This is a genomic window from Paracoccus methylovorus, assembly GCF_016919705.1.
Lineage (GTDB): Bacteria > Pseudomonadota > Alphaproteobacteria > Rhodobacterales > Rhodobacteraceae > Paracoccus > Paracoccus methylovorus.
Window position 1 is genome coordinate 1,377,688 of sequence record NZ_CP070371.1, and the last position, 24,820, is coordinate 1,402,507.

The 24,820-nt window shown below is 64.0% G+C and carries 25 protein-coding genes and 1 riboswitch; of the genes, 4 read left to right on the forward strand and 21 right to left on the reverse strand.

Features of this window, described 5'->3' with window-relative positions; all coding sequences use genetic code 11:
- The first annotated feature begins 2 nt into the window (after nucleotides 1-2).
- Complete coding sequence (locus JWJ88_RS19930) at nucleotides 3-158, forward strand: hypothetical protein (RefSeq protein ID WP_205296153.1); 156 nt, start codon at nucleotides 3-5, stop codon at nucleotides 156-158.
- Between the two features lie 268 nt (nucleotides 159-426).
- Here JWJ88_RS19930 and JWJ88_RS19935 read toward each other — a convergent pair whose 3' ends face one another.
- Nucleotides 427-687 (reverse strand): hypothetical protein, encoded by a 261-nt coding sequence (locus tag JWJ88_RS19935; RefSeq protein WP_205296154.1) that lies wholly within the window; start codon nucleotides 685-687, stop codon nucleotides 427-429.
- A 103-nt stretch (nucleotides 688-790) separates the two neighbouring features.
- Between JWJ88_RS19935 and JWJ88_RS19940 the strand changes: the two genes are divergently transcribed.
- The gene (locus JWJ88_RS19940; protein WP_205296155.1) at nucleotides 791-1,675 is read left to right on the forward strand and encodes a LysR substrate-binding domain-containing protein; all 885 of its coding nucleotides are present in this window, start codon (nucleotides 791-793) and stop codon (nucleotides 1,673-1,675) included.
- On the opposite strand, the gene JWJ88_RS19945 is transcribed toward JWJ88_RS19940, so the two are convergent.
- A complete protein-coding gene (locus JWJ88_RS19945) occupies nucleotides 1,672-2,112 on the reverse strand; it encodes a PACE efflux transporter (RefSeq protein ID WP_205296156.1) in 441 nt (146 codons plus the stop codon). The genes JWJ88_RS19940 and JWJ88_RS19945 overlap by 4 nt on opposite strands.
- A gap of 93 nt (nucleotides 2,113-2,205) precedes the next feature.
- Between JWJ88_RS19945 and JWJ88_RS19950 the strand changes: the two genes are divergently transcribed.
- On the forward strand, nucleotides 2,206-3,099 hold the full coding sequence (locus JWJ88_RS19950) for a LysR family transcriptional regulator (RefSeq protein WP_205296157.1): 894 nt from the start codon (nucleotides 2,206-2,208) through the stop codon (nucleotides 3,097-3,099).
- Here JWJ88_RS19950 and selA read toward each other — a convergent pair.
- The 5 genes from selA to JWJ88_RS19975 all read right to left on the reverse strand — a co-directional run bounded on the left by selA (nucleotide 3,080) and on the right by JWJ88_RS19975 (nucleotide 7,428).
- Nucleotides 3,080-4,477, reverse strand: coding sequence for an L-seryl-tRNA(Sec) selenium transferase (selA, locus tag JWJ88_RS19955; protein WP_205296158.1), 1,398 nt, complete (start codon nucleotides 4,475-4,477; stop codon nucleotides 3,080-3,082). The two genes, JWJ88_RS19950 and selA, sit on opposite strands and share 20 nt — an antisense overlap.
- Before the next feature lie 74 nt (nucleotides 4,478-4,551).
- Entirely contained in the window at nucleotides 4,552-4,761 is a 210-nt protein-coding gene (locus tag JWJ88_RS19960) for a TOBE domain-containing protein (protein ID WP_205296159.1), read from the reverse strand.
- Between the two features lie 58 nt (nucleotides 4,762-4,819).
- On the reverse strand, nucleotides 4,820-5,470 hold the full coding sequence (locus JWJ88_RS19965) for an anaerobic ribonucleoside-triphosphate reductase activating protein (protein WP_205296160.1): 651 nt from the start codon (nucleotides 5,468-5,470) through the stop codon (nucleotides 4,820-4,822).
- Nucleotides 5,463-5,645 carry an anaerobic ribonucleoside-triphosphate reductase gene (gene nrdD, locus JWJ88_RS19970; protein WP_205296161.1) on the reverse strand — a complete coding sequence of 61 codons (183 nt, stop codon included), beginning with the start codon at nucleotides 5,643-5,645 and terminating at the stop codon, nucleotides 5,463-5,465. Before nrdD ends, JWJ88_RS19965 begins: the two co-directional genes overlap by 8 nt.
- Nucleotides 5,646-5,661: 16 nt before the next feature.
- Entirely contained in the window at nucleotides 5,662-7,428 is a 1,767-nt protein-coding gene (locus JWJ88_RS19975; RefSeq protein ID WP_205296162.1) for a ribonucleoside triphosphate reductase, read from the reverse strand.
- Between the two features lie 220 nt (nucleotides 7,429-7,648).
- Nucleotides 7,649-7,861, reverse strand: a riboswitch (cobalamin riboswitch).
- A gap of 167 nt (nucleotides 7,862-8,028) precedes the next feature.
- Between JWJ88_RS19975 and JWJ88_RS19980 the strand changes: the two genes are divergently transcribed.
- A complete protein-coding gene (locus tag JWJ88_RS19980) occupies nucleotides 8,029-9,228 on the forward strand; it encodes a winged helix-turn-helix domain-containing protein (protein ID WP_205296163.1) in 1,200 nt (399 codons plus the stop codon).
- Nucleotides 9,229-9,256: 28 nt separating this feature from the next.
- Here the strand turns inward: JWJ88_RS19980 and JWJ88_RS19985 are convergent, their stop codons facing one another.
- The 14 genes from JWJ88_RS19985 to JWJ88_RS20050 form a co-directional block, all read right to left on the reverse strand.
- Nucleotides 9,257-10,405: a zinc-binding dehydrogenase gene (locus tag JWJ88_RS19985; protein WP_240200312.1), complete on the reverse strand. Its 1,149-nt coding sequence runs from the start codon at nucleotides 10,403-10,405 to the stop codon at nucleotides 9,257-9,259.
- A gap of 16 nt (nucleotides 10,406-10,421) precedes the next feature.
- Entirely contained in the window at nucleotides 10,422-11,792 is a 1,371-nt protein-coding gene (locus JWJ88_RS19990) for an aspartate aminotransferase family protein (protein WP_205296164.1), read from the reverse strand.
- Nucleotides 11,792-13,246, reverse strand: coding sequence for an NAD-dependent succinate-semialdehyde dehydrogenase (locus JWJ88_RS19995; RefSeq protein WP_205296921.1), 1,455 nt, complete (start codon nucleotides 13,244-13,246; stop codon nucleotides 11,792-11,794). The genes JWJ88_RS19990 and JWJ88_RS19995 overlap by 1 nt, the downstream gene beginning before the upstream one ends.
- A gap of 2 nt (nucleotides 13,247-13,248) precedes the next feature.
- A complete protein-coding gene (doeB, locus tag JWJ88_RS20000; protein WP_240200313.1) occupies nucleotides 13,249-14,259 on the reverse strand; it encodes a N(2)-acetyl-L-2,4-diaminobutanoate deacetylase DoeB in 1,011 nt (336 codons plus the stop codon).
- Between the two features lie 4 nt (nucleotides 14,260-14,263).
- Nucleotides 14,264-15,445 carry an ectoine hydrolase DoeA gene (gene doeA / locus JWJ88_RS20005; protein ID WP_205296165.1) on the reverse strand — a complete coding sequence of 394 codons (1,182 nt, stop codon included), beginning with the start codon at nucleotides 15,443-15,445 and terminating at the stop codon, nucleotides 14,264-14,266.
- Nucleotides 15,446-15,456: 11 nt separating this feature from the next.
- A complete protein-coding gene (locus JWJ88_RS20010; RefSeq protein ID WP_205296166.1) occupies nucleotides 15,457-16,434 on the reverse strand; it encodes a cyclodeaminase in 978 nt (325 codons plus the stop codon).
- Nucleotides 16,431-17,396 carry a hydroxyectoine utilization dehydratase EutB gene (gene eutB, locus JWJ88_RS20015; RefSeq protein ID WP_205296167.1) on the reverse strand — a complete coding sequence of 322 codons (966 nt, stop codon included), beginning with the start codon at nucleotides 17,394-17,396 and terminating at the stop codon, nucleotides 16,431-16,433. Before eutB ends, JWJ88_RS20010 begins: the two co-directional genes overlap by 4 nt.
- Nucleotides 17,393-18,136: an aspartate racemase/maleate isomerase family protein gene (locus JWJ88_RS20020; RefSeq protein WP_205296168.1), complete on the reverse strand. Its 744-nt coding sequence runs from the start codon at nucleotides 18,134-18,136 to the stop codon at nucleotides 17,393-17,395. The genes eutB and JWJ88_RS20020 overlap by 4 nt, the downstream gene beginning before the upstream one ends.
- The gene (gene ehuD / locus JWJ88_RS20025; RefSeq protein ID WP_205296169.1) at nucleotides 18,133-18,792 is read right to left on the reverse strand and encodes an ectoine/hydroxyectoine ABC transporter permease subunit EhuD; all 660 of its coding nucleotides are present in this window, start codon (nucleotides 18,790-18,792) and stop codon (nucleotides 18,133-18,135) included. Before ehuD ends, JWJ88_RS20020 begins: the two co-directional genes overlap by 4 nt.
- Entirely contained in the window at nucleotides 18,792-19,448 is a 657-nt protein-coding gene (ehuC, locus tag JWJ88_RS20030; protein ID WP_205296170.1) for an ectoine/hydroxyectoine ABC transporter permease subunit EhuC, read from the reverse strand. Before ehuC ends, ehuD begins: the two co-directional genes overlap by 1 nt.
- A gap of 58 nt (nucleotides 19,449-19,506) precedes the next feature.
- A complete protein-coding gene (ehuB, locus tag JWJ88_RS20035; RefSeq protein WP_240200314.1) occupies nucleotides 19,507-20,325 on the reverse strand; it encodes an ectoine/hydroxyectoine ABC transporter substrate-binding protein EhuB in 819 nt (272 codons plus the stop codon).
- 26 nt (nucleotides 20,326-20,351) lie between these two features.
- Nucleotides 20,352-21,137 carry an ectoine/hydroxyectoine ABC transporter ATP-binding protein EhuA gene (ehuA, locus tag JWJ88_RS20040; RefSeq protein WP_322985840.1) on the reverse strand — a complete coding sequence of 262 codons (786 nt, stop codon included), beginning with the start codon at nucleotides 21,135-21,137 and terminating at the stop codon, nucleotides 20,352-20,354.
- Between the two features lie 99 nt (nucleotides 21,138-21,236).
- Nucleotides 21,237-22,622, reverse strand: coding sequence for a MocR-like ectoine utilization transcription factor EhuR (gene ehuR, locus JWJ88_RS20045; protein WP_205296172.1), 1,386 nt, complete (start codon nucleotides 22,620-22,622; stop codon nucleotides 21,237-21,239).
- 158 nt (nucleotides 22,623-22,780) lie between these two features.
- Nucleotides 22,781-24,451 carry an FMN-binding glutamate synthase family protein gene (locus tag JWJ88_RS20050; protein WP_205296173.1) on the reverse strand — a complete coding sequence of 557 codons (1,671 nt, stop codon included), beginning with the start codon at nucleotides 24,449-24,451 and terminating at the stop codon, nucleotides 22,781-22,783.
- Nucleotides 24,452-24,820: the final 369 nt, after the last annotated feature.

Below are 24,820 nucleotides of genomic sequence, written 5' to 3' on the forward strand. Positions count from 1 at the left end.
AAATGCACCGCGTGTTCCATTCCATCGCATCGGTCTTCTCGACCCTCCGCGCCGCCATCGCCGTCGCCGAGGCGACGGAAGCCCATCGCCACCCCGCGGCCGCCGACCTGCGCCGCCTTGGCATCGATGAGACGAAGTTCGCCGCGATCCATCTGTGATCTCGCATTCGCAGGCTGCGCCTGCCCCGGCGCCGGGACGTCCCTGATACGTTTCGGCGCTTTTATTTTGTCAGGAACACTGTCGACCATCCCGCTCTGACATCCGCGAGCCACGCTTTTCGCATCGGATAGAGCTGCCCGGAATTTCCCGTCCCGTCGCCACCACGCGACGTCAGGCCCGGACCCGGAGATGGCTACGAAATTCCCGAAGAATCAGGCCTTTCGACGATCCTCGCGCCCCTTGTTCAAGGACGCGAGGCCAAGCGGCTTACCATAGAAAACGGCGCAGCGCGTCACCTTCCTGCGGCGAGGTGGCCGCCATGTCGCTGCGCGTGTCGACCACGCCGACATCTTGCAACAGATGCGGTGGCAGATCGGCCAGCGCCTTGCGCGTCGTGGGATCGTCCAGGGCCGCATTGCGGTCATAGCAGTCGGATAGGCTGGGCTTATGACGACGCTCTACACCGAACAGCCAGGACAGGCTCGGCAGAAACGGGCGCCGGCGGTCACATGCAATATTATCGGGCATAGCGCCCTCCTTTCGGTGGTCATGGTTGATCCATGTTCGGATCATGCTACTCTGCCCCCGGTTTGACCAACAAAGCCTCAGCAGGTATCCATAAGGCAGGCTTATGCCAATTCCTCCGCTCGCCGCCCTGCGCGCCTTTGAGGCGGTGGCGCGGCATCTCAGCTTTACCCGCGCAGCCGAGGAACTGGGCATGACCCAGGCCGCCGTCAGTTATCAGATCCGCCTGCTGGAAGAACGCCTTGCCGCGCCACTGTTCCTGCGCAAGCCGCGCGGCATCGTGCTGACCGAAACCGGGGCGCTGTTCGCGCGCCCGACCATCGACGCTTTCGACATGCTGCGCGAAGCCTATGCCGACCCTTCGGCGGATTCGGTTTCGACGCTGTCGATCTCGACCATCCCGACCTTTGCGGGGGCATGGCTGTCGCCCCGGCTGGGCAAGTTCCAGATGAATCACCCCAATCTGGCCGTCCGGCTGGAGACCGCCGACAATCTGGTCGATTTCGGACGTGAGGATATCACCGTCGCCATCCGCGCGGGCGAGGGCGATTGGCCGGGGCTGGAATCGCATTTCCTGATGCCCATCGAATACACGCCCATGCTGTCGCCCGAACTGGCGAAAAAGCACGAATTGCGCGAGCCTGCCGACCTGCTGAAACTGCCGCTGCTGGATCGGCTGGATCCCAACTGGGCGGTCTGGATGCGCGCGGCGGGGGTGGATTTCTGGGAAACCCCGACCCGACCCGGCCTGACGCTTTCGACCGATCTGCACGAGGCGCGCGCGGCGCTGGAAGGTTACGGCGTGGCGCTGCTGACACCGCGCTTTTTCCGGTTCGAACTGGCGACCGGTGGGCTGATCCAACCTTTCCCGCTGGTGGCGCAAACCGGCCGCGGCATTTGGCTGGTCTATCCCAAGGGCCGCCGCAACCGTCCCGCGATCCGCAAGTTCCGCGCCTTTCTGCTGGATGAAATCTCCTGCGACCCCAGCTAGGCTGCCAGCGGCCGGGGTGCGCCGGGCAGCGGAAAGACCCGATCGTAAACAACGTTGAAAACGAAGTTATAGACCAGATAAAAGGCCACGATCGACAGGTCGAGCAGCAGCGTCTGCCACAGCGTCATGCCCAGATACCACGCCATCGGCGGCAAAAGCATGATCAGCAGCCCGAATTCGAACAGTGCGGTATGCATCAGCCGGTGGTACAGCGCCTTGCGGGTATGACCGTAACGCCAACGCATCGCATGGTCGAAGCCGAGGTTGAAGACAAAGGTCCAGACCGTGGCCAAGGTCGCGGCGCCCACGCCGACAACCCCCATGTCGAGGATAGGTTTGTCGTAAAGCCAGGCGGTCGCGGGCGTGATGATGGCAAGGCCGATGGTCTCGAACATCAGCGCATGCCGCACCCGGTCGGGGAAACTGCGCATCGTCATATTCAAATCTTTCCGTTGTGTCTTGGTTGCGCTGTTTCTATCTTTATTCTCGCTTAGGCAAAGTTAGTTTCTATCTGAAAACAAGATGGGTCGATGACGGTATCGCTGGATCAACTGGAGGCTTTTGTCGCGGCCGCCCGGCATGGATCGTTCTCGGCAGCCGGTCGGGCGCTGCGCAAGGCGCAGTCGGCGATCAGCACACAGGTTTCGAATCTTGAAGACGACCTGGGCGTGATCCTGTTCAGCCGCGAGGGGCGCAACCCTGTGCTGACTCCGGCAGGCGAGCGGTTGCTGGCCGAGGCCAAGGTGGTGCTGGACCGCCGCGAACATCTGATCGGCGTCGCCGCCAGCTTCGAGGCCCATGTCGAACATCGTCTGGTCGTCGCCATCGACGAACTTTATCCCGAACAGGCCTTGGGCACGCTTTTCGCCGATTTCGCGGCGCATTTTCCGCATGTCGAACTGGAGCTGCTGTTCCCGATGATGGAGGACGTGGGCCGGCTGGTGCTGGACGGCAAGGCGGATATCGGCGTGATGTGGCGGCAAGAGGTGCTGCCGACCGAGATCGCTTTTCACACTCTGGGCTGGGTGCCGCTGAAACTGGTTTGCGGCAAAGACCACCCGCTGGCCGGCACGGTGATCGACTGGGAGGACCTCAAGCGCCACCGCCAGTTGATGGTGGCAGTGCGCGGCGAGGGGCCCGAAAAACAGCGACTGCGCACGGCGGCCGAGGTCTGGTGGGTCGAAAGCCACTGGATCATCCTGCAAATGGTCCGGCAGGGGATCGGCTGGGCGCTGGTGCCCGATCACATCATCGACAACTCTCCGGTCCGGGACGATCTGGTGACGCCGCCCTTGCAATTCGACGGGGCCGACTGGCCGGTGGCGCTGGAACTGGTCTGGCACAAGCAGCGCCCCAGCGGACCGGCGGCGCGCTGGCTGCGCGAACGCTTTGCCGCCATGCGCATCAGCGGCCTTCCCGGTTAGCCCCGGCAAGGTCCAGCCGGTCAAGCTGGGACAGGAACGGCGCTTCGTCCTCAAGGCAGCGCAGATCCAGCAGATACTGCCCCTTATGCACCCGGCCGATCACCGGCAGCGGCAGATCGCGGAACGCCTGCGCGATACGCGAAACCGACACAGCGCCGGTTTCGGCAAAGGCCAGACCCGCGCTTGGCAACAGATCCACCGGTTGCGCACCGCTGCCGATCTGGCTGGAGCAATCGATGACCTGAACATTGGCCAGACCCGACAGTGCCGTCTGAACCTGCGGGCAAAGCCGCTGGGCCAGCGCCCGGATTTCATCCCGCGGCCGCGTCAGCAGGCGCAGCGTCGGGATCTCGGCCCTTGCGCGCTGGGGGTCGTCGTGGCTTTGCAGCGTCTCTGCCAGCGCGGCCAGAATGATCTTGTCCACCCGCAGGGCGCGTTTCAGCGGATTGGCCCGCATCCGGTCCACCAGCGCACGCGAGCCGGCGATGATGCCGCATTGCGGTCCGCCAAGCAGCTTGTCCCCGCTGAAGGTCACCGCATCTGCCCCGTCCCGGATCGCCTGTCGCGCCGTTGGCTCGGGTGGCAGGCCAAAGGCGTCAAGGTCGATCAGCGAGCCGCTGCCCAGATCGATCAGGAACGGAATGCCGTGACGCCGCGCCAGCGCCGCCAGATCGGCCTGCGGCACCTCGGAGGTAAAGCCCTGGATCGAGTAATTGCTGGCGTGGACCTTCATCAGGGCGGCGGTGTCTTCGTTCACCGCATTGGCAAAGTCGCGCAGATGGGTGCGATTGGTGGTGCCGACCTCGTGCAAGCGACAGCCGGCCCCGCTCATCACATCCGGCACCCGGAAGGCGCCGCCGATTTCGACCAGTTCGCCGCGTGAAACCACCACCTCGCGCCCGGCCGCCAACGTGTTCAGCATCAGCATCACGGCGGCGGCGTTGTTGTTCACGACCGTCGCAGCCTCGGCACCGGTCAGCCGGCAAATCAGCGCCTCGACGTGGCTGTCGCGGTTGCCCCGCGTGCCACGATCAAGGTCGTATTCCAGATTGGTCGCGCTGATCATGGCCTGAAACGCCGCATCGGCAGCGCGCCGCGACAACAGCGCACGGCCCAGATTAGTGTGGTTGACCGTCCCGGTCAGGTTCAGCACCGGCCGCAACGAGGGGCTGGCCCGCGCTGCCAGCCGGTCCGCGCATTCCTCCAGCACCCCTTGACCCGCCGCCGCGTCGCCACGGCCCGCCGCCTGACGCCGGTCCTGCAACAGGTTGCGCAGCATCCCGACCACATTGTCGCGCCCGTGACGCACGATCAGTTCCTGCGCCTCGGTCTGGCGCAAAAGCTTGTCGATCGAGGGAAGGGTGCTGCGAGGATCCATGGCTCTTTCGGTCTGGCAAGGAATTGTCGTCAAGGCGGGCCGCGTTGAACATGCAACGCGGCCCGATTATCGAGTTAGTCGTCCACGCCGATCATCACGTCGGAGGCCTTGATCACCGCCGAGGCACGGTCGCCTTCCTTCAGGCCAAGTTCCTCGACCGCCGTATTGGTGATCGAGGCGGTCACGATTGTTCCGCCGATATCTATACGGACATGGCTGGTCACGGCGCCCTTGACGATTTCCGTAACCGTTCCGGCCAGCACGTTTCTTGCACTCAGTCGCATGGCAAATCTCCTGTAATGGATCGCATGGAACGAATGTCGCCTGCGGCATGTGTATCGGTCAAGCGCGGTTGCGGCCGGCCCCTCGATCCGCAACATGCACCGGGCGATTCCGTCGCGTCCCGGCGGTGCGACAGGTTTGCAGGACATGGGCAGCCACGCCAAGCTGCGCAAGTTCGGCAGACATGCGCGCCAGTGCCGCATCGTCGATCAATTCTGGATCGACCGTCGTGCGGACCTGGTAATCCACGCCGCTGCCCAGCAGCAGCAGCAGGCTTTCCCGCGCCTTCACGCCACTGCCTGCCGCCCCGGTCACGCGGCGGTAATCGGAAAACGGCGCCTTCACGTCAAAGCCCACCCAATCGCAAAGCGGCAGCACCGCAGCCAACCGGGCGGGATAGGGACCGCCGGTATGCAAACCGACCCTGAACCCCAAGGCACGAACCGCCTGCATCGCCTGCGGCAAGCCGCGTTGAAGCGTAGGCTCTCCGCCGGAAAACACCACCCCGTCCAGCAGGCCGCGCCTTGTCATCAGAAACGCCATCACCTCAGCCCAATCCACCCCGGTTTCGGCCTCGGGCGGGATCAGGTGCGGGTTATGGCAATAGGGGCAATCCCACGGGCACCCCTGCAGGAAAAGGGTGGCGACCAACTGACCCGGCCAGTCGCAGGTAGACAGGCGTTGCAGGCCGCCGATGCGGATTTCAGCCAAGATCGGCCTGCGTTTCGCTGAAATACACCCTCTCGCGGAATTCGCCCTTCTTGCCCCGGTTGAACGAGGACATGGGGCGGTGATAGCCCATCACGCGGGTCCAGATCTCGCAGGGCTGGCGTTCCTCGTCGGCCAGCAGGATCTCTTCGGGCTTGGTTTTCTGAATATCGAACATGGTTTTCTCCTGATAATCAATGCGCGGCGGCTTGCCGCTTTTTCACGAGCAGTTCCTCGTCGCAGCGCGGGCAGAACTGGTGTTCGCCCGCGATGTAGCCGTGTTTGGGACAGACCGAGAATGTCGGGGTGATGGTGATATAGGGCAGGCCGAAATTCTCCAGCGCCCGGCGCACCAGCTTGCGGCATGTATCGGCCGAGGAAAGCTGCGTGCCCATGTAAAGATGCAGCACCGTGCCGCCGGTATATTTGCGTTGCAGCGCCTCTTGCCGCTCCAGCGCCTCGAAAGGATCGTCGGTAAAGCCGACCGGAAGCTGGCTGGAGTTGGTGTAATAGGGCTCGTGCCCGGTCCCGGCCTGAAGGATGTCGGGGAAGCGTTTTTTATCCTCCTTGGCGAAGCGATAGGTGGTGCCTTCCGCCGGCGTGGCTTCCAGGTTGTAGAGATGCCCGGTTTCTTCCTGAAAGGCGGTGATGCGCGCCCGCACATGATCCAGAAACCGCAGCGCAAAGGCATGACCCCATTCCGAGGTGATGTCATGCGCATCATCGGTGAAATTGCGGATCATCTCGTTGATGCCGTTCACACCCAGCGTCGAGAAATGGTTGCGCAACGTTCCAAGATAGCGCCGGCTATAGGGAAACAGCCCGTCGTCCATCAGTCGCTGGATCACGCCGCGCTTGATTTCCAGACTGTCGCGGCCAAGCTCCAGCAACTGATCCAGCCGCCGAAGCAACCCCGCCTCGTCGCCCTTGTACAGATGGCCCAGCCGCGCGCAGTTGACGGTAACGACGCCCAGCGATCCTGTCTGCTCGGCGCTGCCGAACAGCCCGTTGCCACGCTTGAGCAGCTCGGTCAGGTCCAGTTGCAACCGGCAGCACATAGAGCGCACCATGTTTGGCTTGAGGTCCGAGTTCAGGAAGTTCTGGAAATAGGGCAGGCCGTATTTCGCCGTCATCTCGAACAGCCGCACGGCATTTTCGCTTTCCCACGGGAAATCCGGGGTGATGTTGTAGGTCGGGATCGGGAAGGTGAACACCCTGCCCTTTTCATCGCCGCGCGTCATCACCTCGATATAGGCGCGGTTGATCATGTCCATTTCAGCCTGCAACTCGCCATAGGTGAAATCCATCGGCTGGCCGCCGATGATCGGCACGTCGTCGCGCAGGTCCTCGGGGCAGACCCAGTCAAAGGTCAGGTTGGTGAACGGGGTCTGCGTGCCCCAGCGCGAGGGCACGTTGAGGTTGAAGATCAGTTCCTGCATCCCTTGCCGCACCTCGGCGTAACCCAGCCCGTCCTTGCGGATGAAGGGCGCCATATAGGTATCGAACGAACTGAAGGCCTGCGCCCCGGCCCATTCGTTCTGCAAGGTGCCCAGAAAGTTCACGATCTGGCCAATGGCGCTGGACAGGCGTTTGGGCGGGCCGGCTTCGACCTTGCCGGGGACACCATTGAACCCTTCGGTCAGCAGCGTGCGCAGCGACCAGCCGGCGCAATAGCCCGCCAGCATGTCAAGGTCGTGGATATGCAGATCGCCCTGCCGGTGCGCGTGACCGACTGCGGGCGAATAGACATGCGACAGCCAGTAATTGGCGATCACCTTGCCCGAGACGTTCAGGATCAGCCCGCCCAGCGAATAGTCCTGATTGGCATTGGCATTCACCCGCCAATCGGCGCGGTCGAGATATTCGTTGACCGACGAGGCCACATCGACGGCGACGTCACGCCGTTCCAAGACATGGCCGGGCTGTGCGGTTTCAGGCGCGGGTGCGATGGGCGCCGACATCAGCAGGCCACCCCCGTTGCCCGGTTCCGGCCAAGGACGGCGCTGGCGCGCCTGCCACTTGCCGCGCTTGGGGGGATCGCCCCGGCTTTGACAAGACTGGTTATGAATACTGCCCGCATCTGTTCCCCGTGGTGCTGTGGACGGGGCAGGCACGGACGCTTTGGGCCATGGGCCGACAAGGCCGCATCGCCAAACGCACCGCCGGACACCCCGTCCGTGGTTCATCTTCGTCGTCGCGGCAGGTCTCCTGGCTCGCAGGTCGCTGCCCTTGCCGGCCTTCCCAATGCCTTGCGGCACCAGTGGCATGATCCGGCGCAGGCTCGCTGCTTACAGTTGCGGGGGCAGCGCCGGCCTTGCCCCGAAAGGCGCACCGGCTTCCCTCTTGGCTTTCGGGTTGGATCGACCCGAAAGAACCGTGACGCCCATATTTAGCGACTAAACCGATAAATTCGTCAAGATATTGTAGGTCAGGTGCGACATTTCGCGCATGGCGGGTAAAAGAAGCACAAGGGCAACCGCCATGGGACCAGAAACCGATTGGCTATTTTTTGTCCCGAATGGTTATGACAGTCTCGCCAAGGCCAAAGACAGGCTTTCACGATGACCCGCCCCTTGCTGAAAAACCGCGATGCGCGCCGGCTGTTTCTGGACCGGCATCTGCTGCTCAGGCCGGGCCGGGGGCCGGGCAAGGGCGCGGATCTGTCCGGCGTGCTGGAGGATCTGGGCTTTGTGCAGGTGGACAGCGTCAACACTCTGGCGCGGTCGCATGACCTGATCCTGTGGTCGCGTCGCGGCCAATACCGGCCGCCGGCGCTGGACAGCCTGATCGCCAACCACCGCGCCGCATTCGAGCATTGGACCCATGACGCCGCCGTCATCCCGATGCGCTTTTACCCGATGTGGCGGCTGAAGTTCGCCCGGGACGAGGCGCATATGCAGCGCCGCTGGCCGAAATGGCGGCGCGAGGGCTGGGACGCGGAATTCGACACAGTGCTGCGCCACATCGCCGACCACGGCCCGGCCAGTTCGTCGGATCTGGGCGGGGACGAGCCCAAGGGCTCGGGCGGCTGGTGGGACTGGCATCCGTCCAAGACCGCACTGGAATATCTGTGGCGTTCGGGCAGGCTGGCGATCCGACACCGGGCAGGCTTTCGCAAGGTCTATGATCTGGCCGAACGCGTCATTCCGGCCGAGCATCTGAACACCCGGCTGGACGATGCCGAGATCGTCGACTGGGCGATGATGGCGGCGCTGGAGCGGCTGGGCTTTGCCACCAGCGGCGAGCTGGCGGCCTTTTTTGAAATCGCCAGCCGGGACGAGGCGAAATTGTGGTGCGCCGAGGCGCTAGCAGCGGGACGGATCATCGAAATCGACGTGGAAACGGTCGATGGGCAGCTCCGGCGCAGCTATTGCCGCCCAGAGGTGCCGGACCTTGCCCCCTCTCTGCCCGAGCCCTCGTCCCGGGTCCGCCTGCTTTCGCCCTTCGACCCGGCGTTGCGCGACCGCGCACGGGCCGAGCGGTTGTTCGGTTTCCGCTATCGCATCGAGATTTTCGTGCCCGCGCCAAAACGGCAATACGGCTATTACGTATTTCCGGTCATGCAGGGCGACCGGCTGATCGGCCGGCTGGACGCCAAACGCGAGGACGGCGCACTGGCCATCCGCGCCTTCTGGCCCGAGCCGGGCGTGCGCATGGGCCAAGTCCGCCTTGCCGCGCTGGAAACCGAACTTCAGCGCATCGCACCGCTGGCCGGCGTGGACGAAATCCGCAACGCGCCGGACTGGCTGCGCGGCACCTGAATACCCTTTGCTGATCCCGGCCCTGTTGCTATCCGTCCATGACTTTCAGCCCCTGCTCGGCAATGATCCGGTCCGGGACGACGACCAGCTTTCCGACGAAATCGCCGCCGCGTTCGACAAAGATACGCTCTGCCTCGTGCAGCCGGGACAGGGGCATGATCCCGGCCAGCACCGGTTTCAGCCGACCTGCCCGGATCCAGTCGATCAACTGCCGCGCCTCGTTGCGGGTGCCGTGCGAGACGCCAAAGATCCTGACCTGATTCAGGTAGATCAGCGTCCAGGGCAGCGAGGTCACGTTGCCGGCGCTGGCCCCCGCGATGGACAGGCGGGGCAATGTCTTCCTGCTGCGCATGTCGCGGCACATGGCCTGGATCAGGGGGACGGTCATGTCCCCGCCGACCAGATCCATCACCGCGTCGATCATTGCCCCGCCCGTCGCCTTGTCGATGGTGGCGGACCAATCGCTAACCCCGTTGCGGTCGATCACCGATTCCGCACCCAGCGCAAGCAGTGCCTCGGCCTTGCCGGAACTGGCGATGGCATGGGGTATCGCGCCGACGACCCGGCAAAGCTGCAAAAGCGCGGTCCCGACCCCGCCCGATGCGCCGGTGACCAGAATGTGCTCTCCCTCGCGGACCCCGGCCGAGGTCATCATGCGATAGCCGGTCTGCCACGAACACATCCCCAGCGTCGCCAGTTCGGCATCGCCCAGCGCCGGATCGGCAACGGCGTGGAACTGGTCCGAAGGGAAGCAGCCATATTCCGCAAAGCCGCCATCGGCGCCATGGCCGAAATAATCCGGCGCCAGATTCAGATCGGGGCGGGCATCGGGATAGATATTGAAATCCAGAAGCCCCCTTTCACCGATCCTTGCGGAAGAGACACCTTCGCCCACGCCGACGACTTGCCCGACCACATCCGCACCCTGAATGCGCGGAAAGGTCAACGTGTCCCCAGCCATGGCGAACGAGGTCACGGCCCCATTATCGGCGGTGGAATACAGCCCTTCGCGCACCTTGCGGTCGGTGTTGTTCTTGGCGCAGCCGGTGATGCGCACCAGCACCTCGCCCGGCGCGGGACGGGGAACGGGCCAGTCCTCGTGCCATTCCAGACGTTCGACGCCGCCATGGCCGATCAGGACCATGGCGCACATCGTCCGGGGTATCGCGGTTGTCACGCGGGTCCCCCTTTCTTCAGCCAAGGATTTCATGCAGGGATTCGGCAGTGACATCCACGATCACATCCGCCTCGGCCTGAGTCAGGCAAAGCGGCGGGGCAAGGCCGATAATATCGCCCTGCGGCATGGCGCGCGCGATAACCCCGCGTTTCAGCATGGCCGCGACAACCTTGCCGCCCACGCCTTCGGCGGCATCGAAAAATCCGCGCGTGTCACGGTCGCGGACCAGCTCGACCGCGCAAAGCATGCCCTCGCCCCGGACTTCGCCGACATGCGCATGGCCGCCCAGGGCGGCTTGCATGCGGTCGTTCAGATAGCGGCCGATCCGGCCGGCGTTCTCGACCAGCCCAAGCTCGTCGATCAGCCGCAGGTTGGCGATGCCCGCCGCCGCGCCGATGGGATGGGCGGAATAGGTCCAGCCATGGCCCAGCACGCCATATTCGTCGGTGCCCTGCATCAGCACGTCCCAGACCTTTTGCCCGACGATGCTGCCCGAAAGCGGCGCATAGGCCGAGGTCAGCCCCTTGGCGCAGGTGATGATATCGGGCGTCATCCCGTAGTGATCGCTGCCGAACATCGAACCCAGCCGACCAAAGCCGGTCACCACCTCGTCGGCGATCAGCAGGATGTCGTGACGCGCCAGCACCTTCTGGATCGCCTGCCAGTATCCCTTGGGCGGCGGGACAATGCCGCCCGTGCCCAGCACGGGTTCTCCGATAAAGGCGGCGATGGTGTCCGCGCCCTCTGCCGCGATCAGTTTTTCCAGTTCCTCGGCGCAATGGGCGCTGAACTCTTCCTCGGTCATGCCCGCATCCTTGCGGCGGAAGTAATAGGGCGCATCGGTATGGATCACCTGCGCCAGCGGCAGGTCGAATTTCTTGTGAAACAGCTCAAGCCCGGTCAGCGATCCGGTCATCAGCCCGGAACCGTGATAACCCCGCCAGCGCGAGATGATCTTTTTCTTCTGCGGCAACCCCCGGATATTGTTGTAATACCAGACCAGCTTGACGTTCGTTTCATTGGCGTCCGAGCCGCCAAGCCCGAAATAGACGCGCGCCATAGCCTTGGGTGCGCGGTCCATGACCATTTTCGCCAGCGTGATCGAGGCTTCGGACCCATGCCCGGCATAGGAATGATAATAGGCCAGCTCATGCGCCTGCCGGGCGATGGCCTCGGCGATTTCGGTGCGGCCGTAACCCACGTTCACGCAGTAAAGCCCTGCGAAACCATCCAGCAGCCGGTTGCCGTCGCGGTCGATGATATGCACGCCCTCGGCACCCGAGATGATGCGCTGCGGCCCCTCGCCGCGCGCGAATTGGCCAAGGTTGGTCGAGGGGTGGAACAGGTTTTCGCGGTCCCATTTGGACAGCTCGTCATTGGTCAGCATCACGCTCTCCTTGTTTCTGCCCAGTCGCGGCAGACGTATTTTATCTCGGTAAAGGCCTCGAGGCCGTGGCGGCTGCCCTCGCGGCCAAGGCCGGATTGCTTCATGCCGCCAAAGGGGATCGGCGCGCCGGTGACCTTGGTGCGGTTCACGGCGACCATGCCGAATTCCAGTGCGCGCGACAGGCGATAGATGCGGCGCGGATCGCGGCTGTGGACATAGGCGACAAGGCCGTATTCGGTGCCGTTGGCGATCCGCGTCGCCTCGTCTTCGCTGTCGAAAGGTGCGATGGCGGCGACGGGACCAAATGTTTCTTCGCGAAAGATCAGCGCCTCGGGCGGCACGTCGGCCAGCACGGTCGGCCGGTAAAACAGCGGCCCCTGCGGGTCGCGCGCCCCCCCGGTCAGCAGGCGTGCACCCTTGGCCAGCGCGTCTGAGACCTGTTCCTCTTGCTTCTTGACCGCGCCCTCGTTCATCAGCGGGCCAAGGTCGCGGTCCTCGATCCCCGGTCCCAGCGTCAGGGCGGCGGCGGCGGCAGTAAAGCGGCGGCAGAATTCGTCATAGATCGGCCGTTCGATCAGAAACCGGTTGGCGCCCAGACAGTCCTGCCCCGAGGTGGCGAATTTCGCCTTGATCGCCTCGTCCACCGCCAGGTCGATGTCGCAATCGGCAAAGACGATGAAGGGGGCATGGCCGCCCAGTTCCAGCACCAGCCGCTTCACGGTCTCGGCGCTTTGGCGATACAAAAGCTTGCCCACCCGCGTCGAGCCGGTGAAGCTGAGCGCCCGCACGCGCGCATCGCCGCACCATTCGCCGACGATCTCGGGCGCGTCGCCCGTCACCACGTTGAAGACCCCGGCCGGGAACCCCGCACGATCGGCCAGTTCGGCCAGCGCCGTTGCCGAAAGCGGGGTCTCGGCCGAGGGATGCACGACCACCGTGCAACCGGCAGCCAAGGCGGCCGCCGCCTTGCGGGTAATCATCGCACAGGGGAAATTCCAGGGCGTGATCAGCGCGGCCACACCCAGCGGTTCGCGCCAAAGCTCCATCTCGGCGGTGGAGAGATGCGAGGTCACGCTTTCGATGTTCGGACGCTTGGCTTCTTCGGAATAGAATTCGACAAAGCTGGCGGCATAGTCGATCTCTCCGCGCGATTCCGACAGCGGCTTGCCCTGTTCGGCGGTCATCAGCCGCGCCAGATCCTCGCGCGCCTCGACGATCAGCCGATGCCAGCGCATCAGCACGGCGGCGCGTTCCTGCGGCAAGAGCGCCGCCCAGCCGGCAAAGGCGGCCTGCGCGGCATCGACGGCCGCACGGGCCTGCGCCGCATCAAGCCTTGCGACCCGCGCCACGGTCTCACCCGTCGCGGGATCAGTGACGGCAAAGCGGTGGGCCGTCCCATGCCAGCGCCCGTTCACAAAGGCGTCCGCCCGCATCAGGGATTCGTCGGTCAGCATGGTCATTCCTCCACCTCGACGCCGATCACCGCCACGCAATCGCCGGGCTTGACGATGCCGGGGAAATGTCGCGCCATCATCAGGCCCGACCGGCCGGCATGGACGGTGACGGGGGCAAGGCCGGTGCGCATCACCGGAAAGATGCGGGCAACGGGCTGGCCCTTTTCCAGCACATCGCCCAGATCGGCCAGAAACTCGATCAGCCCGCCATCCTCGGCAAAGGTAAAGCAATCGGCGTCCGGCATATCCAGCCATTGCGTCGGCTGGGCCTGAACCCCGCCCTTCATCACGCCGGCGGCGATCAGCAGGTTGCGCAAGCCCCGCTTGGCGATCCCGGCGGTGCGCGCGGACGAGGTCCCGCCGCCGCCAAGTTCGGTGGTGACAAAGACCTTGCCCATTTCCTCGGCCGCCGTGTCATACATGCCGACCGCGTCGATCTCGAGCATCTTGACCGACCATGGCGCCCCGAAGGCACGGACAAGATCGAATGCCGCCGCCTCTTGCCGCTTGTCGGACAGGATATGGCCGGCGCAATAGGGCAGGAAGTCCAGCGTCTTGCCGCCCGAATGAAAATCCAGCACCACATCGGCCATGGGCAGCAGCACGCGCTGAAAGTAATCCGCGATCTTTTGCGTCACCGTGCCATCCGGCCGTCCCGGAAAACTGCGGTTCAGGTTGCCCCGGTCCAGCGGCGAGGTGCGGGTGCCCGCACCGAATGCCGGATAGTTCATCGCCGGCACGATGATGATGCGGCCGGTGACGTCTTCGGCCCGGATGGTCGCGGCAAGATCGAACAGCGCTATCGGCCCTTCGTATTCGTCGCCATGGTTGGCCCCGGTCAAAAGCGCGGTCGGCCCCTCGCCGTTGTTGACCACGGTGATGGGGATCATGATCGACCCCCAGGCCGCGTCGTCGCGCGAATAGGGCAGGCGCAGGAAACCGTGGCTGACCCCTGGCGCCGCGAAATCCAATGTCGCCGAGATGGGCGAAGGGATCAGTTGCATCTGCAACATGGCGTCAGTCCTTCACGAAAAGTTGGCGCGGGACATCGGCAAGGCATTCGACGCCGGTTTCGGTGATGAGAATGGATTCGGTGATCTCCAGCCCCATGTCCTCCAGCCAAAGGCCGGTCATGAAATGAAAGGTCATGCCGGGTTGCAACACGGTCCTGTCGCCGGAACGCAGGCTCATCGTACGCTCGCCCCAGTCGGGCGGATAGCTGACGCCGATGCCATAGCCGGTGCGGTTGTCCTTGACGATGCCGTATTTCGCCAGCACGTCGAAGAAGCCCTTGGCGATGTCCTCGCAGGTATTGCCGGGTTTTGCGGCGGCAAGACCGGCCTCCATCCCCTCCAGCGTCGCCTTTTCCGCATCAAGGAAAGCCTGCGTGGGCTTGCCCAGAAACACCGTGCGCGACAGCGGAACATGATAGCGGTGGTAGCAACCGGCGATTTCGAAAAAGGTGCCTTCGCCGGATTTCATCGGCTTGTCGTCCCAGGTCAGGTGCGGTGCCGAGGCATCGCGTCCCGAAGGCAGCAGCGGCACGATTGCCGGATAGTCGCCGCCGATCCCCTCGACCCCGCGCGTGCCTGCGTCATAGATTTCCGCCACCAGATCGCATTTGCGCATGCCGACCTCGATCCGGTCGAAAATGCGCGCATGCATTGCCTCCACGATACGCGCGGCGTTGCGCATATAGGCGATCTCCTGCGGGCTTTTCACCGCGCGCTGCCAGTTCACGAGTGCCGTGCAATCGGCAAAGCGCGCGTCGGGCAGGTTCTTGGTCAGGCTGGCAAAGGCGGCGGCGGTGAACCAATAGTTGTCCATCTCGACGCCGATGCGCTTTGCGCCCCAGCCCTTGTCGCGCAGGATGCCGGACAGATAGTCCATCGGGTGCATGGCGGGGTTCTGCACGTAATGGTCGGGATAGCCGATGATGTTTTCATGGCGCAGATAGGCAGTCAGCTTCGCGCCATTCGCGTCCTGCCCGCGGCCGTACCAGATCGGCTCGCCATCCGGCGGCACCACGACGCATTGATGGACATAAAACGACCAGCCGTCATAGCCGGTCAGCCAGTTCATGTTCGACGGATCGGTGACGATCAGCAGATCGACGCCCTTTTCCTCCATCGCCCGGCGGGTCTTGGCAAGGCGCTCGGCATATTCCTGGCGCGTGAACTTCAATGCGACTTCTGTCATGGCGGTTGCTCTCAAAGGGTGAAGTTCTGGCCGGCCCCGGCCTTGCCCGCGCGGGCAAGGGCCAGAGTGGCGATGGCGGTGTCCTGAATGCCGGTCCCGGTCAGGTCGGCCAGGGTGATCTGCTGCGGATCGGTCCGGCCCGGCGCTTGTCCGGCAAGTATCTGGCCAAGCTCGGGGAAATCCTGCGCGGCCAGCGGCGAATGGTGCAGTTCGCCCAGTTCGCGGGTCTGGGACAGGCGGTCGGCAACGTAATGCGCGGCGGCGATCAGCTCTGGGGCGATTTCATTCTTGTGCCCGGCGTCCGAGCCCATGGCGGTGACATGGGCGCCGGGGGCAATATCCCCCACGCCAAGGATCGGCATGGTCGCAGGCGTGGTCGTGACCACCAGATCCGCCCCGCGCGTGGCCTGCGCCACGGTCGCAACGGCGTTGACCTGCATGCCAAGGCTTGCCGTCATCTGCTCTGCGAAAGCCTGCGCCTTGGCCGGATCGCGCGCCCAGACCCGCGCGCCGGTCAGCGGGCGCACCAGCGCCAGCGCCTGAAGCTGCATCCGGGCCTGCATCCCCGCGCCAAGGATCGCGGCGGTTACGGCATCCGGCCGGGCCAGAGCATCGGCGGCCACCGCGCCAGCGGCGGCAGTGCGCGCATCGGTCAGATAGCCGTTGTCCAGAAGCAACGCCTCGACCAGCCCGGTACGCGAGGACAGCACCACCATCATGCCGTTGGTCGAGGGCAACCCCAGTGAGGGGTTGTCGAAAAACCCCGGCGAGATCTTGATGGCGAAATGCGTCAGCCCCGGCACATAGGCGGTCTTTACATCGACCTCGCCCCGGTGTTCGGGAATATCCAGCCGCAGGATCGGCGGCATGGCCACAGGTTTCGTCGCCAATGCGACAAAGGCCTCGCGGATGCAGGCGATGGCCTCGGCGTCCAGCGGCACAAGGGCGCGCAGGTCGGTTTCGGTCAGGATGGTGACGGGCGGTCTCATGCGGCCTCCGAAGCGCCGGCCATGATGCGGGCATGCAATGCGGGGTCGATATTCGCACCCGACAGAATGGTGACGGTCGGGCCTTTCGGGACAAAGCGACCAGCCAGCAGGGCGGCATGGCCCACGGCAGCCGCGCCCTCGACGATATGGCCGGCGCGGCCAAGATGGCGGATGGCTTGGGCAATCTCGGCTTCGTGAAGCAGGATCACATCGTCCAGCAAAGCGCGGCACAGCGCAAAGGTGACCCGGTTCTGAAAACCGATGCCGCCGCCAAGGCTGTCGGCAAGGCTGGGGGTTTCCACGACCTCGACGGGATGACCGGCGACAAGGCTTGCGGCCATCGCCGCGCCGTTTTCCATCGTCAGGCCGATAACGCGCGTCGCGGGCGACAGCGCCTTGATGGCCACCGCGACGCCCGCCGCAAGCCCGCCGCCCGACAGGGGCACCAACACGGCCTCGGCTTCCACCGGGGCAATCTCCAGCCCCAACGTGCCTTGGCCCGCGACGACCGCCTCATGGTCAAAGGGCGGGATCTCGGTCATGCCCTCGCTGGCCACGGCGCGGGCGACCTCGACCATCGCCTCGTCCTGCGACGCGCCGATGATGCGGACCTCGGCCCCCAGATCGCGGATCGCCTGCACCTTGTTGTCCGGCACCAGCCGCGACAGGCAGATGGTCGCAGGCACGCCAATGGCCCGGGCGGCATGCGCCACCGCGCGGCCATGATTGCCGGTCGAAGCGGTAACGACACCCCGCGCCAGCGCATCGGGCGGCAGCGACAGGATGGCATTGGTCGCGCCGCGCAGCTTGAAGGCACCCGTCGTCTGGCGGTATTCGCATTTCAGCCAGACCGGCTGCCCCAGCCGTTCCGACAGCGCCTCGTCCCGGATCAGCGGGGTTTCGATTACATGCCCGCGGATGCGCCCGGCCGCGGCGCGGATATCGTCCAGCGTCACGCTCATGCGGCCCTCATCAACTGGCCCGGCGCCACTGCGCCCGTCACGCCACAGGCGCGGGCGGCGGCCCAAAGCGTCGCGGAATTGGCCGAGACGACGGGAACGCCCACGGCATCCTCGATCCGGTCTATGATCGCGCAGGCCCGGACGGCGGTGCAGGCGATGAACAATGCCTGACTGTCAGGCGCCAGCGCCGCCCTGGCAGCCTCGATGATCGTGGCGTGGGAAATCCTCGCCATCTCGCGGTCGTCGGTCAGGTTCAGGCAGGACACGCCTTGCAGCGCAAACCCGCCGCCTTCAAAGCAATCCGCCATGGGCTGGGTGGTCCGGGGCGTATAGGGGGTCAGCAGCGTGATCCGCTGCGCCTCCAGCGCCCGCAGTGCCGCAAAGCCGGCCGAGATCGGCGTGATCGCCTGGGCCGAGGGCTTGCCCAGCCCGATCGCCTCGCGCACCGCCTGATCCCCGATCACGACCGAGGCCGAGGTGCAGCTATAGACGACCGCGTCCAGATCCTCGTCCGGCAGTATCAACGCCGCCGCCGCCGTCACGTCCCGCGCCATGGCGGCCAGCGTTTCAGGCGTTACCGGATTGGCAAAGGGAATGCGGGTGGCATAGACACCCACGCAATGCGGGGGCAGGACCGCAAAATCGACCTCGGTGGTGTGGTCGGTGGCCAGCGTCACCAGCCCGATCCGGCGCGGCAGGGGGCGGTGGTCCAGATCGACCGGGACAGACAGCAGGTTCATCGTGAGCCCCCTCCATAGCGGCGTTCCAGCCAGCGTAGCACGATGACCGAGATCACGCTGACGATCAGGAACATGACACCAACGAGCGTCATCGGCTCGACATAGCGATAGGAACTGTTCGCCACCGATTTCGCCTGATTCATCAGTTCAAGCACCGTAATGGCCGAAAGCAGCGGCGTTTCCTTGAACATGGCCAGCAGATAGTTCGCCATGGCCGGGATCATCGGCGGCACCGCCTGCGGCAGGATCACATGCAGCCATGTCTGGCGCGTGGTCAGGTTCGTGGCCTTTGCCGCCTCCCATTGCCCGCGCGCGACCGACTCGATGCCGCCGCGATAGACCTCGGCGGTATAGGTGGCGTAATGCAGGCCCATTCCGATCACCCCGGCGGTCAGCGCCGGCAGCCGCAGGCCAAGGCCGGGCAGGACGTAAAAGATGAAGTAAAGCTGCACCAGCAGCGGCGTGCCCCGGATGAACTCGACGACGAACCCCGTGATGCGCGCAACCCAGCGGTTGGGCGAGCGACGCAGGATGGCAAAGACCAGCCCCAGAACGGCAGCGACGATGGCGCCAAGCACCGTGGCGATCAGTGTGATCCTGAAGCCGGACAGCAGCGTCGGCATGATCGACCAAGCAAAGTCCCAGTCCCACTCCATCAGCGCACCCCGTCCAGACCGCGCGTCACCCGCCGCTCCAACCGGCGCATGCCGAAGGAAATGGCCGAGGACATGGCGAAATACAGCAGCAGGATCGTCACGAAGGGCAGCAACGTGCTGCCGGTCTGCGAACGCACCACCTGTGCCTGAAAGGTCATGTCGGTCAGCGAGATCAGCGAAACGACCGAGGTGGCCTTGAGAAGCTCGATGGCATTGTTGCCGAACGTCGGCAGCATCAGCGGCAGCGCCTGCGGCAGAATGATGTGACGCATGCGCTGAAAGCGGGTCAGGTTGACCGCGATACAAGCCTCATACTGGTCGCGCGGCACGGCAAGGATCGCGCCGCGCACCACCTCGGCCCCATAGGCGCCGACATTCAGGCCAAGCGCCATGACGCCGGCCTGCATGGGCGTCAGCTCGACCCCGGTCATCGGCAGGACGAAATAGATCCAGAACAACTGGACAAAGATCGAGGTGCCGCGAAAGAACTCGATGTAAACCGTGGAAAGCCAGCGCAGCCAGGCGTGGCGCGAAATACGACCCAGCCCGGCGATGAAGGCCACGACAAGCGCCAGGGCCGAACCCATCATGGTCAGCTTGACCGTGACCCACGCCCCCTGAAGGATGAGTGTCAGATATCCTGCCCAGTCGCCCATGCGCTGTGCCTGTCCTTTTTCGTTGTCGGGATGGGCGGGGTCGTCCCCCGCCCCGATGTCACTCGGCGCAGAGCGCGTCGCGCGTGGTGGACATGGCCGCAGCGGCCGAGAAGCCATAGGGCTCGACGATCGCGGCGAACTCGCCCGATTCCTTCAGCTTGGCCAGTTCCACGTCAAAGGCATCGCGCAGCGCAGTGTCCTTTTTGTTGAAAGCGGCACCGTCGCAATAGACCGGCGCGCCCTCGACCGGGGCAAAAACCTCAAGATTGCCGTCGCCCGACTTTCCCAGCAGATCGTTCAGCGACAGGACCGGCAGCGAATAGGCGTCGATACGGCCGTCCTGCACCATCTTCAGCCCCGATTGCGGATCGGGCACCACGACCAGCCGGTCGCGCGGCACGCCGGCATCCAGCGCCAGCTTTTCCTCGGTCCCGCCGCCCGGAGCACCCAGCTTGGCCGAGGCGTCAGCTGCGATATCGGCATAGGACCTGAAGCCCTTGGGGTTGCCCTTGGGCACCAAAAGCGCCTCGGCATCGCACAGGATCGGCTCGGAATAGGCCACGGCCTGACAGCGTTCGGGCTTCATGAACAGGCCGGCAGTGATCGCATCGACCCGCCCGGCCTGAAGGCTAGGGATCATCGCACCATATTCGGCGATGGAAGCCTCCAGATCCTTGATGCCCAGTTTCTCGAAAACCGCGCGGGCCACGTCCGGCGCCGCGCCCGAGACCTTGCCGTCCGAGGCGACGGCGGTATAGGGCGGCTCGTTGCCGATGGCGATGCGGACATAGCCCTGTTCCTTGAGATCATCCAGCTTGTCCGCCATGGCGGGAAGCGGTGCAGCCAGCAGGGCCGCGACAATCAGGCATTTCTTCATCGTTGTTCTCTCCTGTCGGGTTGGCATCACACGCGCTGTCCTGCGGCGATGATCTTGCGCAGAAAGGACTTCGTGCGGTCCTCTTGCGGCGCGGTGAATATCTGGGCGGGCGGGCCCTGTTCGACGATGCGGCCCCTGTCGAAAAACAGCACGCGATCGGCGAAGTCATGGGCAAAGCCCATTTCATGCGTAACCAGCAGCATGGTCATGTCGGTTTCGGCGGCAAGGCGCTTCATCACCTCCAGCACCTCCTCGACGAGTTCCGGGTCAAGCGCCGAAGTGACCTCATCAAACAGCATGATCTGCGGATGCAGCGCCAGCGCACGGGCAATGGCAACGCGCTGCTTCTGGCCGCCCGAAAGCTGCGAAGGCATGTAATCGGCCTTGTCCGCCAACCCGACCATATCCAGCAATTCGCGGGCATGTTTTTCGGCGCTGGCGCGCGCCTCACCCTTGGTCAGGACCGGCGCCAGCATGATGTTCTGCAAGACCGACTTGTGGGGAAACAGGTTGAAATGCTGAAAGACCATGCCGATGTGACGCCGCATCTTGTGCAGATGCGCCTCGTCCGCGGGAACGTCGTTTCCGTTCTTGTGCATGTGATAAAGCGGCTCGCCGCAGATCTCGATACGACCGCCCGAAATATCTTCAAGCGTCATCAGGATGCGCAGGATGGTGGTTTTGCCCGACCCCGAAGGGCCGATCAACGCCAGCTTTTCACCCTTCATCACGTCAAAGTTCAGCCCATCGATGACGGTCAGAGTCCCAAAGGACTTGCGCAGGTTCTGGATGCGAATGATCGGCTGGTCCAAATGCGTCCCCCTTTGGCTGTCCAGAGGAACTTTGCAGCGAGATTATATCAGGTCAATGTTTAAATAATATCATAACAATTTTTTGCCGTCCCTTGCCTGTCAAATCAGCGGAAGCAAGGGTTCGGCAACGCCGCCCAGCGTTTCGGCGACCAGAGTCAGGCCCCGCCGCAGTTCGTCCGTCCCGGTCGAGCCAAGGGCGATTCGCACCGCATCGCGCCGCCCACGCTCGCTCAGCCGGAAGGCGCGGCCGGACGCTATGGCCACCCCGCGTTGGCGGGCCTGGGCGACGAATTCATCCTCGTCCCGGCCGGGCGGCAGTTCCAGCCAGATGTGCAGGCTTTGCGGATGCGCGCGAAAAGCGGCCGTGCCCAGAACCTCGCGGGCGATCCGGTGGCGGATGTGCAGGGCCTCGCGTTGCCAGCCGATCAGCCTGTCCACGGTGCCGTCGTTGATCCAATGGCTCAGCAACTCGACCATGGCCGGGGTGGCCATCCAGTTCGTCACCAGATGGCGGTTGGCGGTGGCCGAGGCAAGGCGGGCGGGCGAAAGCAGCCATGCGACCCGCAATCCGGGCAGCGTGGTCTTGGTGAAGCCGTGGATATGCAGCACCCGCTCGGGCGCAAGCACGGCCATGGGCGGCGGCCGGTTCGAGATCATCGCGTTCAGCATGTCGTTTTCGATGATCAGCAGGTCGTGGCGGCGGGCGATTGCCGCAAGCTCGGCGCGCCGCTCTGCGCTGCTCATGATCGCCATCGGGTTGATGGCCGCCGGCTGCATGTAAAGCGCACGCAGGCTGCCTTTGCGGGCCAGATGGTCCAGCGCCTCGGGCACGATACCGTCGTCATCGACCGGCAGCCCTTCCAGATGCAGGCCCAGGTATTTGCACAACGGCATCAGCAAATGATGCGTCAGCGCGCCAGCAGCCAGCGTATCGCCTGCGGGCACCGCGCTCATCACCGCGGTGGTTATGGCTGACGTGGCGCCATCGGTTATGGTGATGTTTTCCGGCGCGGCATCTATGCCGTTGCGGCGCAGCCACTCGGCCGCGATCTGCCGGTGCTGGGGCAGGACCGAGTTGGGCCGGAACGACAATGCGGCCGGAACGGACAGGTTCTCGGCCACCCAATGCAACCCCTCGCGGAAGGTTTCGACATGCATGCGCTCGGTGACGGGTTTGAGGATCGACAGATCGACCAGTTCACCCAGCCGCTCGGCCAGATAGGGCGGCGTGTTTTCCGATCCGGCAGGCAGCACGAAAGAGCCGCGACCGACTTCCCCCACCACGAGGCCGCGGCGGATCAGCTCCTCATAGGCGCGAGAGACGGTCTGAACCGACAACCCCAGATCGTCCGCCAGCCTGCGCTGCGGCGGCAGGCGGGCGCCGGCGGGCAGCACGCCATCACGGATAGCCCGCGCATATTGTTCCGCCAAAGACAGATATGCCGGGCGATACAGGGCGCTGGAATCGGGGGTCCATATTGTCATGGGTTAAGATTAAGACAATCCTGCCCAGAGACAAGAATGTTATGATTTATGCGACCGGCCAGCATCAGTGCGCCGACGCGCCCGAGGCTTGGATGATCTGGACCAAGTCGCCGACGGGGTATTCGGCAGGAAGCCTGATCTCAGCAACGTTCGTGCGTCTAAACGGCGCGCTCCTGAATGCCTGGCCTTTTGCGTTGTGATCCGAAAGGTCCAAATGGAATTTCCGGAGGCGCAAAACTTTCGGCACTGGCGCGTTCCCAGCGGTCGTACCAGTCGGCCAACTCGGGATATTCATCATCCGCCAGTAGAAAGCCGTCGGGAAGGTAGGGATAAACCTCATTCCCGTCCAGAAAAACGCTGTCTTTCTGACGAAACATGAAGTGATAAGGCATGAAGTCGCGTGGATCGCTCAGGCCGGCGGCACCGGCGATCTCGGCCAGAGCACGCATGGTGTTGCGGTGAAACCTCGCCACGCGCTCGCTTTTATCGGCCACGTCCAGCGCCTTCTGGCGCGTTTGGTCCTGCGTGGCGATGCCCACGGGGCATTTGTTGGTATGGCAGGACTGTGCCTGGATGCAGCCGATGGCAAACATGAAGCCACGTCCGGAATTGCACCAGTCGGCGCCAAGAGCAAATGCGCGGGCAATGTCATAGGCCGAGATGATCTTGCCCGCAGCCCCCAGCCTGATCTGATCGCGCAGGCCCGCACCCCGTAACGCGTTATGCACGAAGGTCAGCCCCTCCAGCATTGGCATGCCGACGCGATTGGCGAATTCGACCGGCGCGGCCCCGGTTCCCCCCTCGGCCCCGTCGATGACGATGAAATCAGGCAGGATGCCGGTTTTCAGCATAGCCTTGATGATGCTGAGGAATTCGCGCCGATGCCCGATGCACAGCTTAAAGCCGATGGGTTTGCCATTGGACAGCGCGCGTAGCTCTCCCACGAACTCAATCAGCCCGATGGGCGTTGAAAACGTGCTATGCGCGGGTGGAGAGATGCAATCCACGCCCATCGGGATACCACGTGCCTCGGCGATTTCAGCCGAGATCTTGGAAGCAGGCAACATCCCGCCGTGACCGGGTTTGGCGCCTTGGCTCAGCTTGATCTCGATCATCTTGATCTGCGGATCGGCCGAGGTTTTCGCGAATTTCTCGCGCGAAAAGCTGCCGTCGTCGTTACGGCACCCGAAATAACCCGAGGCCACTTGATAGATCAGGTCGCCGCCGCCATCGCGGTGATAGCGGCTGATCCCGCCCTCGCCGGTGTCATGCGCAAAGCCGCCCTTCTTCGCCCCCTTGTTCAGCGCCAGGATCGCATTGCCCGACAGCGCACCAAAGCTCATGGCCGAGATGTTGTAGAGGCTGGCGTCATAGGGCTGCCGGCAATCCTTGCCGCCGATGTGGACCCTGAAGTCCGAATCCGGGATATGCATGGGCGTCGCCGAATGGGTCAGCCAAGAATAGCCCGAACTGTAGACGTTCTCGATGGTGCCAAAGGGGCGCTTGTCCTCGGCCCCCTTGGCGCGCTGATAGACAAGGGCGCGGGCCTGCCGGCTGAAGGGCAGTTCGTCCTGATCGCCCTCGATCATGTATTGGCGGATCTCGGGGCGGAAGTTCTCGATCAGAAAGCGGATATGCCCAATCACCGGGTAGTTGCGCAAAATCGCATGGCGGGTCTGCATCAGGTCATGAATCCCAAGCAGCGCCAGCGGCACCAGCAACACAGCGACAAGGCTGAACCAAGGGGAAATCAAAAAGATGGCAGCCAGCGACAGGATTGCCGCCAGAACAACAAGGGAAAAGATGGTGTAACGGGGTGGGATGATCATGGTTTTCGTCTTTTGCCCGGCGATAGGGCCGGCGGAGCGGAAGTCCCGGGGTTTGGCGAGTGAAAGGCGCCCAAGCGGCGTGATAGGCCCGCAATGCCGGCTTGGCCAGTGCCAAGGCAGACTGAACTATTCGCTTTCGGAATAACCCTGCAATGCTTACCTTCTACCTGTGGGCCGATTGGGAATTTGACGTGGTGCAGACGGCTTCTCCGGCTGGCAGGCGGGCCCGTGCCGGATAACTGCCGTCTGTCCGAACTGTCCGAAATTCGGACAACAGGTGCGGGGACGGCATTGCGATAATGATTTCTTCAAGACTTGGGTAGCCAGTCAACAGTCTGGCCGACCAAGCCGCGTCCATGCGATAGTGCC

Coding starts and splice junctions, on each gene's coding strand:
- ehuR (WP_205296172.1), bottom strand. CDS start 22,622: ATGACAATATGGACCCCCGATTCCAGCGCCCTGTATCGCCCGGCATAT.
- JWJ88_RS20010 (WP_205296166.1), bottom strand. CDS start 16,434: ATGAGACCGCCCGTCACCATCCTGACCGAAACCGACCTGCGCGCCCTT.
- ehuC (WP_205296170.1), bottom strand. CDS start 19,448: ATGGGCGACTGGGCAGGATATCTGACACTCATCCTTCAGGGGGCGTGG.
- JWJ88_RS20020 (WP_205296168.1), bottom strand. CDS start 18,136: ATGAACCTGCTGTCTGTCCCGGTCGATCTGGACCACCGCCCCCTGCCG.
- JWJ88_RS20050 (WP_205296173.1), bottom strand. CDS start 24,451: ATGATCATCCCACCCCGTTACACCATCTTTTCCCTTGTTGTTCTGGCG.
- JWJ88_RS19980 (WP_205296163.1), top strand. CDS start 8,029: ATGACCCGCCCCTTGCTGAAAAACCGCGATGCGCGCCGGCTGTTTCTG.
- JWJ88_RS19995 (WP_205296921.1), bottom strand. CDS start 13,246: ATGCTGACCGACGAATCCCTGATGCGGGCGGACGCCTTTGTGAACGGG.
- nrdD (WP_205296161.1), bottom strand. CDS start 5,645: ATGTTCGATATTCAGAAAACCAAGCCCGAAGAGATCCTGCTGGCCGAC.
- JWJ88_RS19935 (WP_205296154.1), bottom strand. CDS start 687: ATGCCCGATAATATTGCATGTGACCGCCGGCGCCCGTTTCTGCCGAGC.
- ehuB (WP_240200314.1), bottom strand. CDS start 20,325: ATGAAGAAATGCCTGATTGTCGCGGCCCTGCTGGCTGCACCGCTTCCC.
- ehuD (WP_205296169.1), bottom strand. CDS start 18,792: ATGGAGTGGGACTGGGACTTTGCTTGGTCGATCATGCCGACGCTGCTG.
- JWJ88_RS19950 (WP_205296157.1), top strand. CDS start 2,206: ATGACGGTATCGCTGGATCAACTGGAGGCTTTTGTCGCGGCCGCCCGG.
- JWJ88_RS19930 (WP_205296153.1), top strand. CDS start 3: ATGCACCGCGTGTTCCATTCCATCGCATCGGTCTTCTCGACCCTCCGC.
- JWJ88_RS19960 (WP_205296159.1), bottom strand. CDS start 4,761: ATGCGACTGAGTGCAAGAAACGTGCTGGCCGGAACGGTTACGGAAATC.
- selA (WP_205296158.1), bottom strand. CDS start 4,477: ATGGATCCTCGCAGCACCCTTCCCTCGATCGACAAGCTTTTGCGCCAG.
- JWJ88_RS19990 (WP_205296164.1), bottom strand. CDS start 11,792: ATGCTGACCAATGACGAGCTGTCCAAATGGGACCGCGAAAACCTGTTC.
- JWJ88_RS19945 (WP_205296156.1), bottom strand. CDS start 2,112: ATGACGATGCGCAGTTTCCCCGACCGGGTGCGGCATGCGCTGATGTTC.
- JWJ88_RS19975 (WP_205296162.1), bottom strand. CDS start 7,428: ATGTCGGCGCCCATCGCACCCGCGCCTGAAACCGCACAGCCCGGCCAT.
- doeB (WP_240200313.1), bottom strand. CDS start 14,259: ATGTTGCAGATGCAACTGATCCCTTCGCCCATCTCGGCGACATTGGAT.
- JWJ88_RS19940 (WP_205296155.1), top strand. CDS start 791: ATGCCAATTCCTCCGCTCGCCGCCCTGCGCGCCTTTGAGGCGGTGGCG.
- eutB (WP_205296167.1), bottom strand. CDS start 17,396: ATGAGCGTGACGCTGGACGATATCCGCGCCGCGGCCGGGCGCATCCGC.
- doeA (WP_205296165.1), bottom strand. CDS start 15,445: ATGACAGAAGTCGCATTGAAGTTCACGCGCCAGGAATATGCCGAGCGC.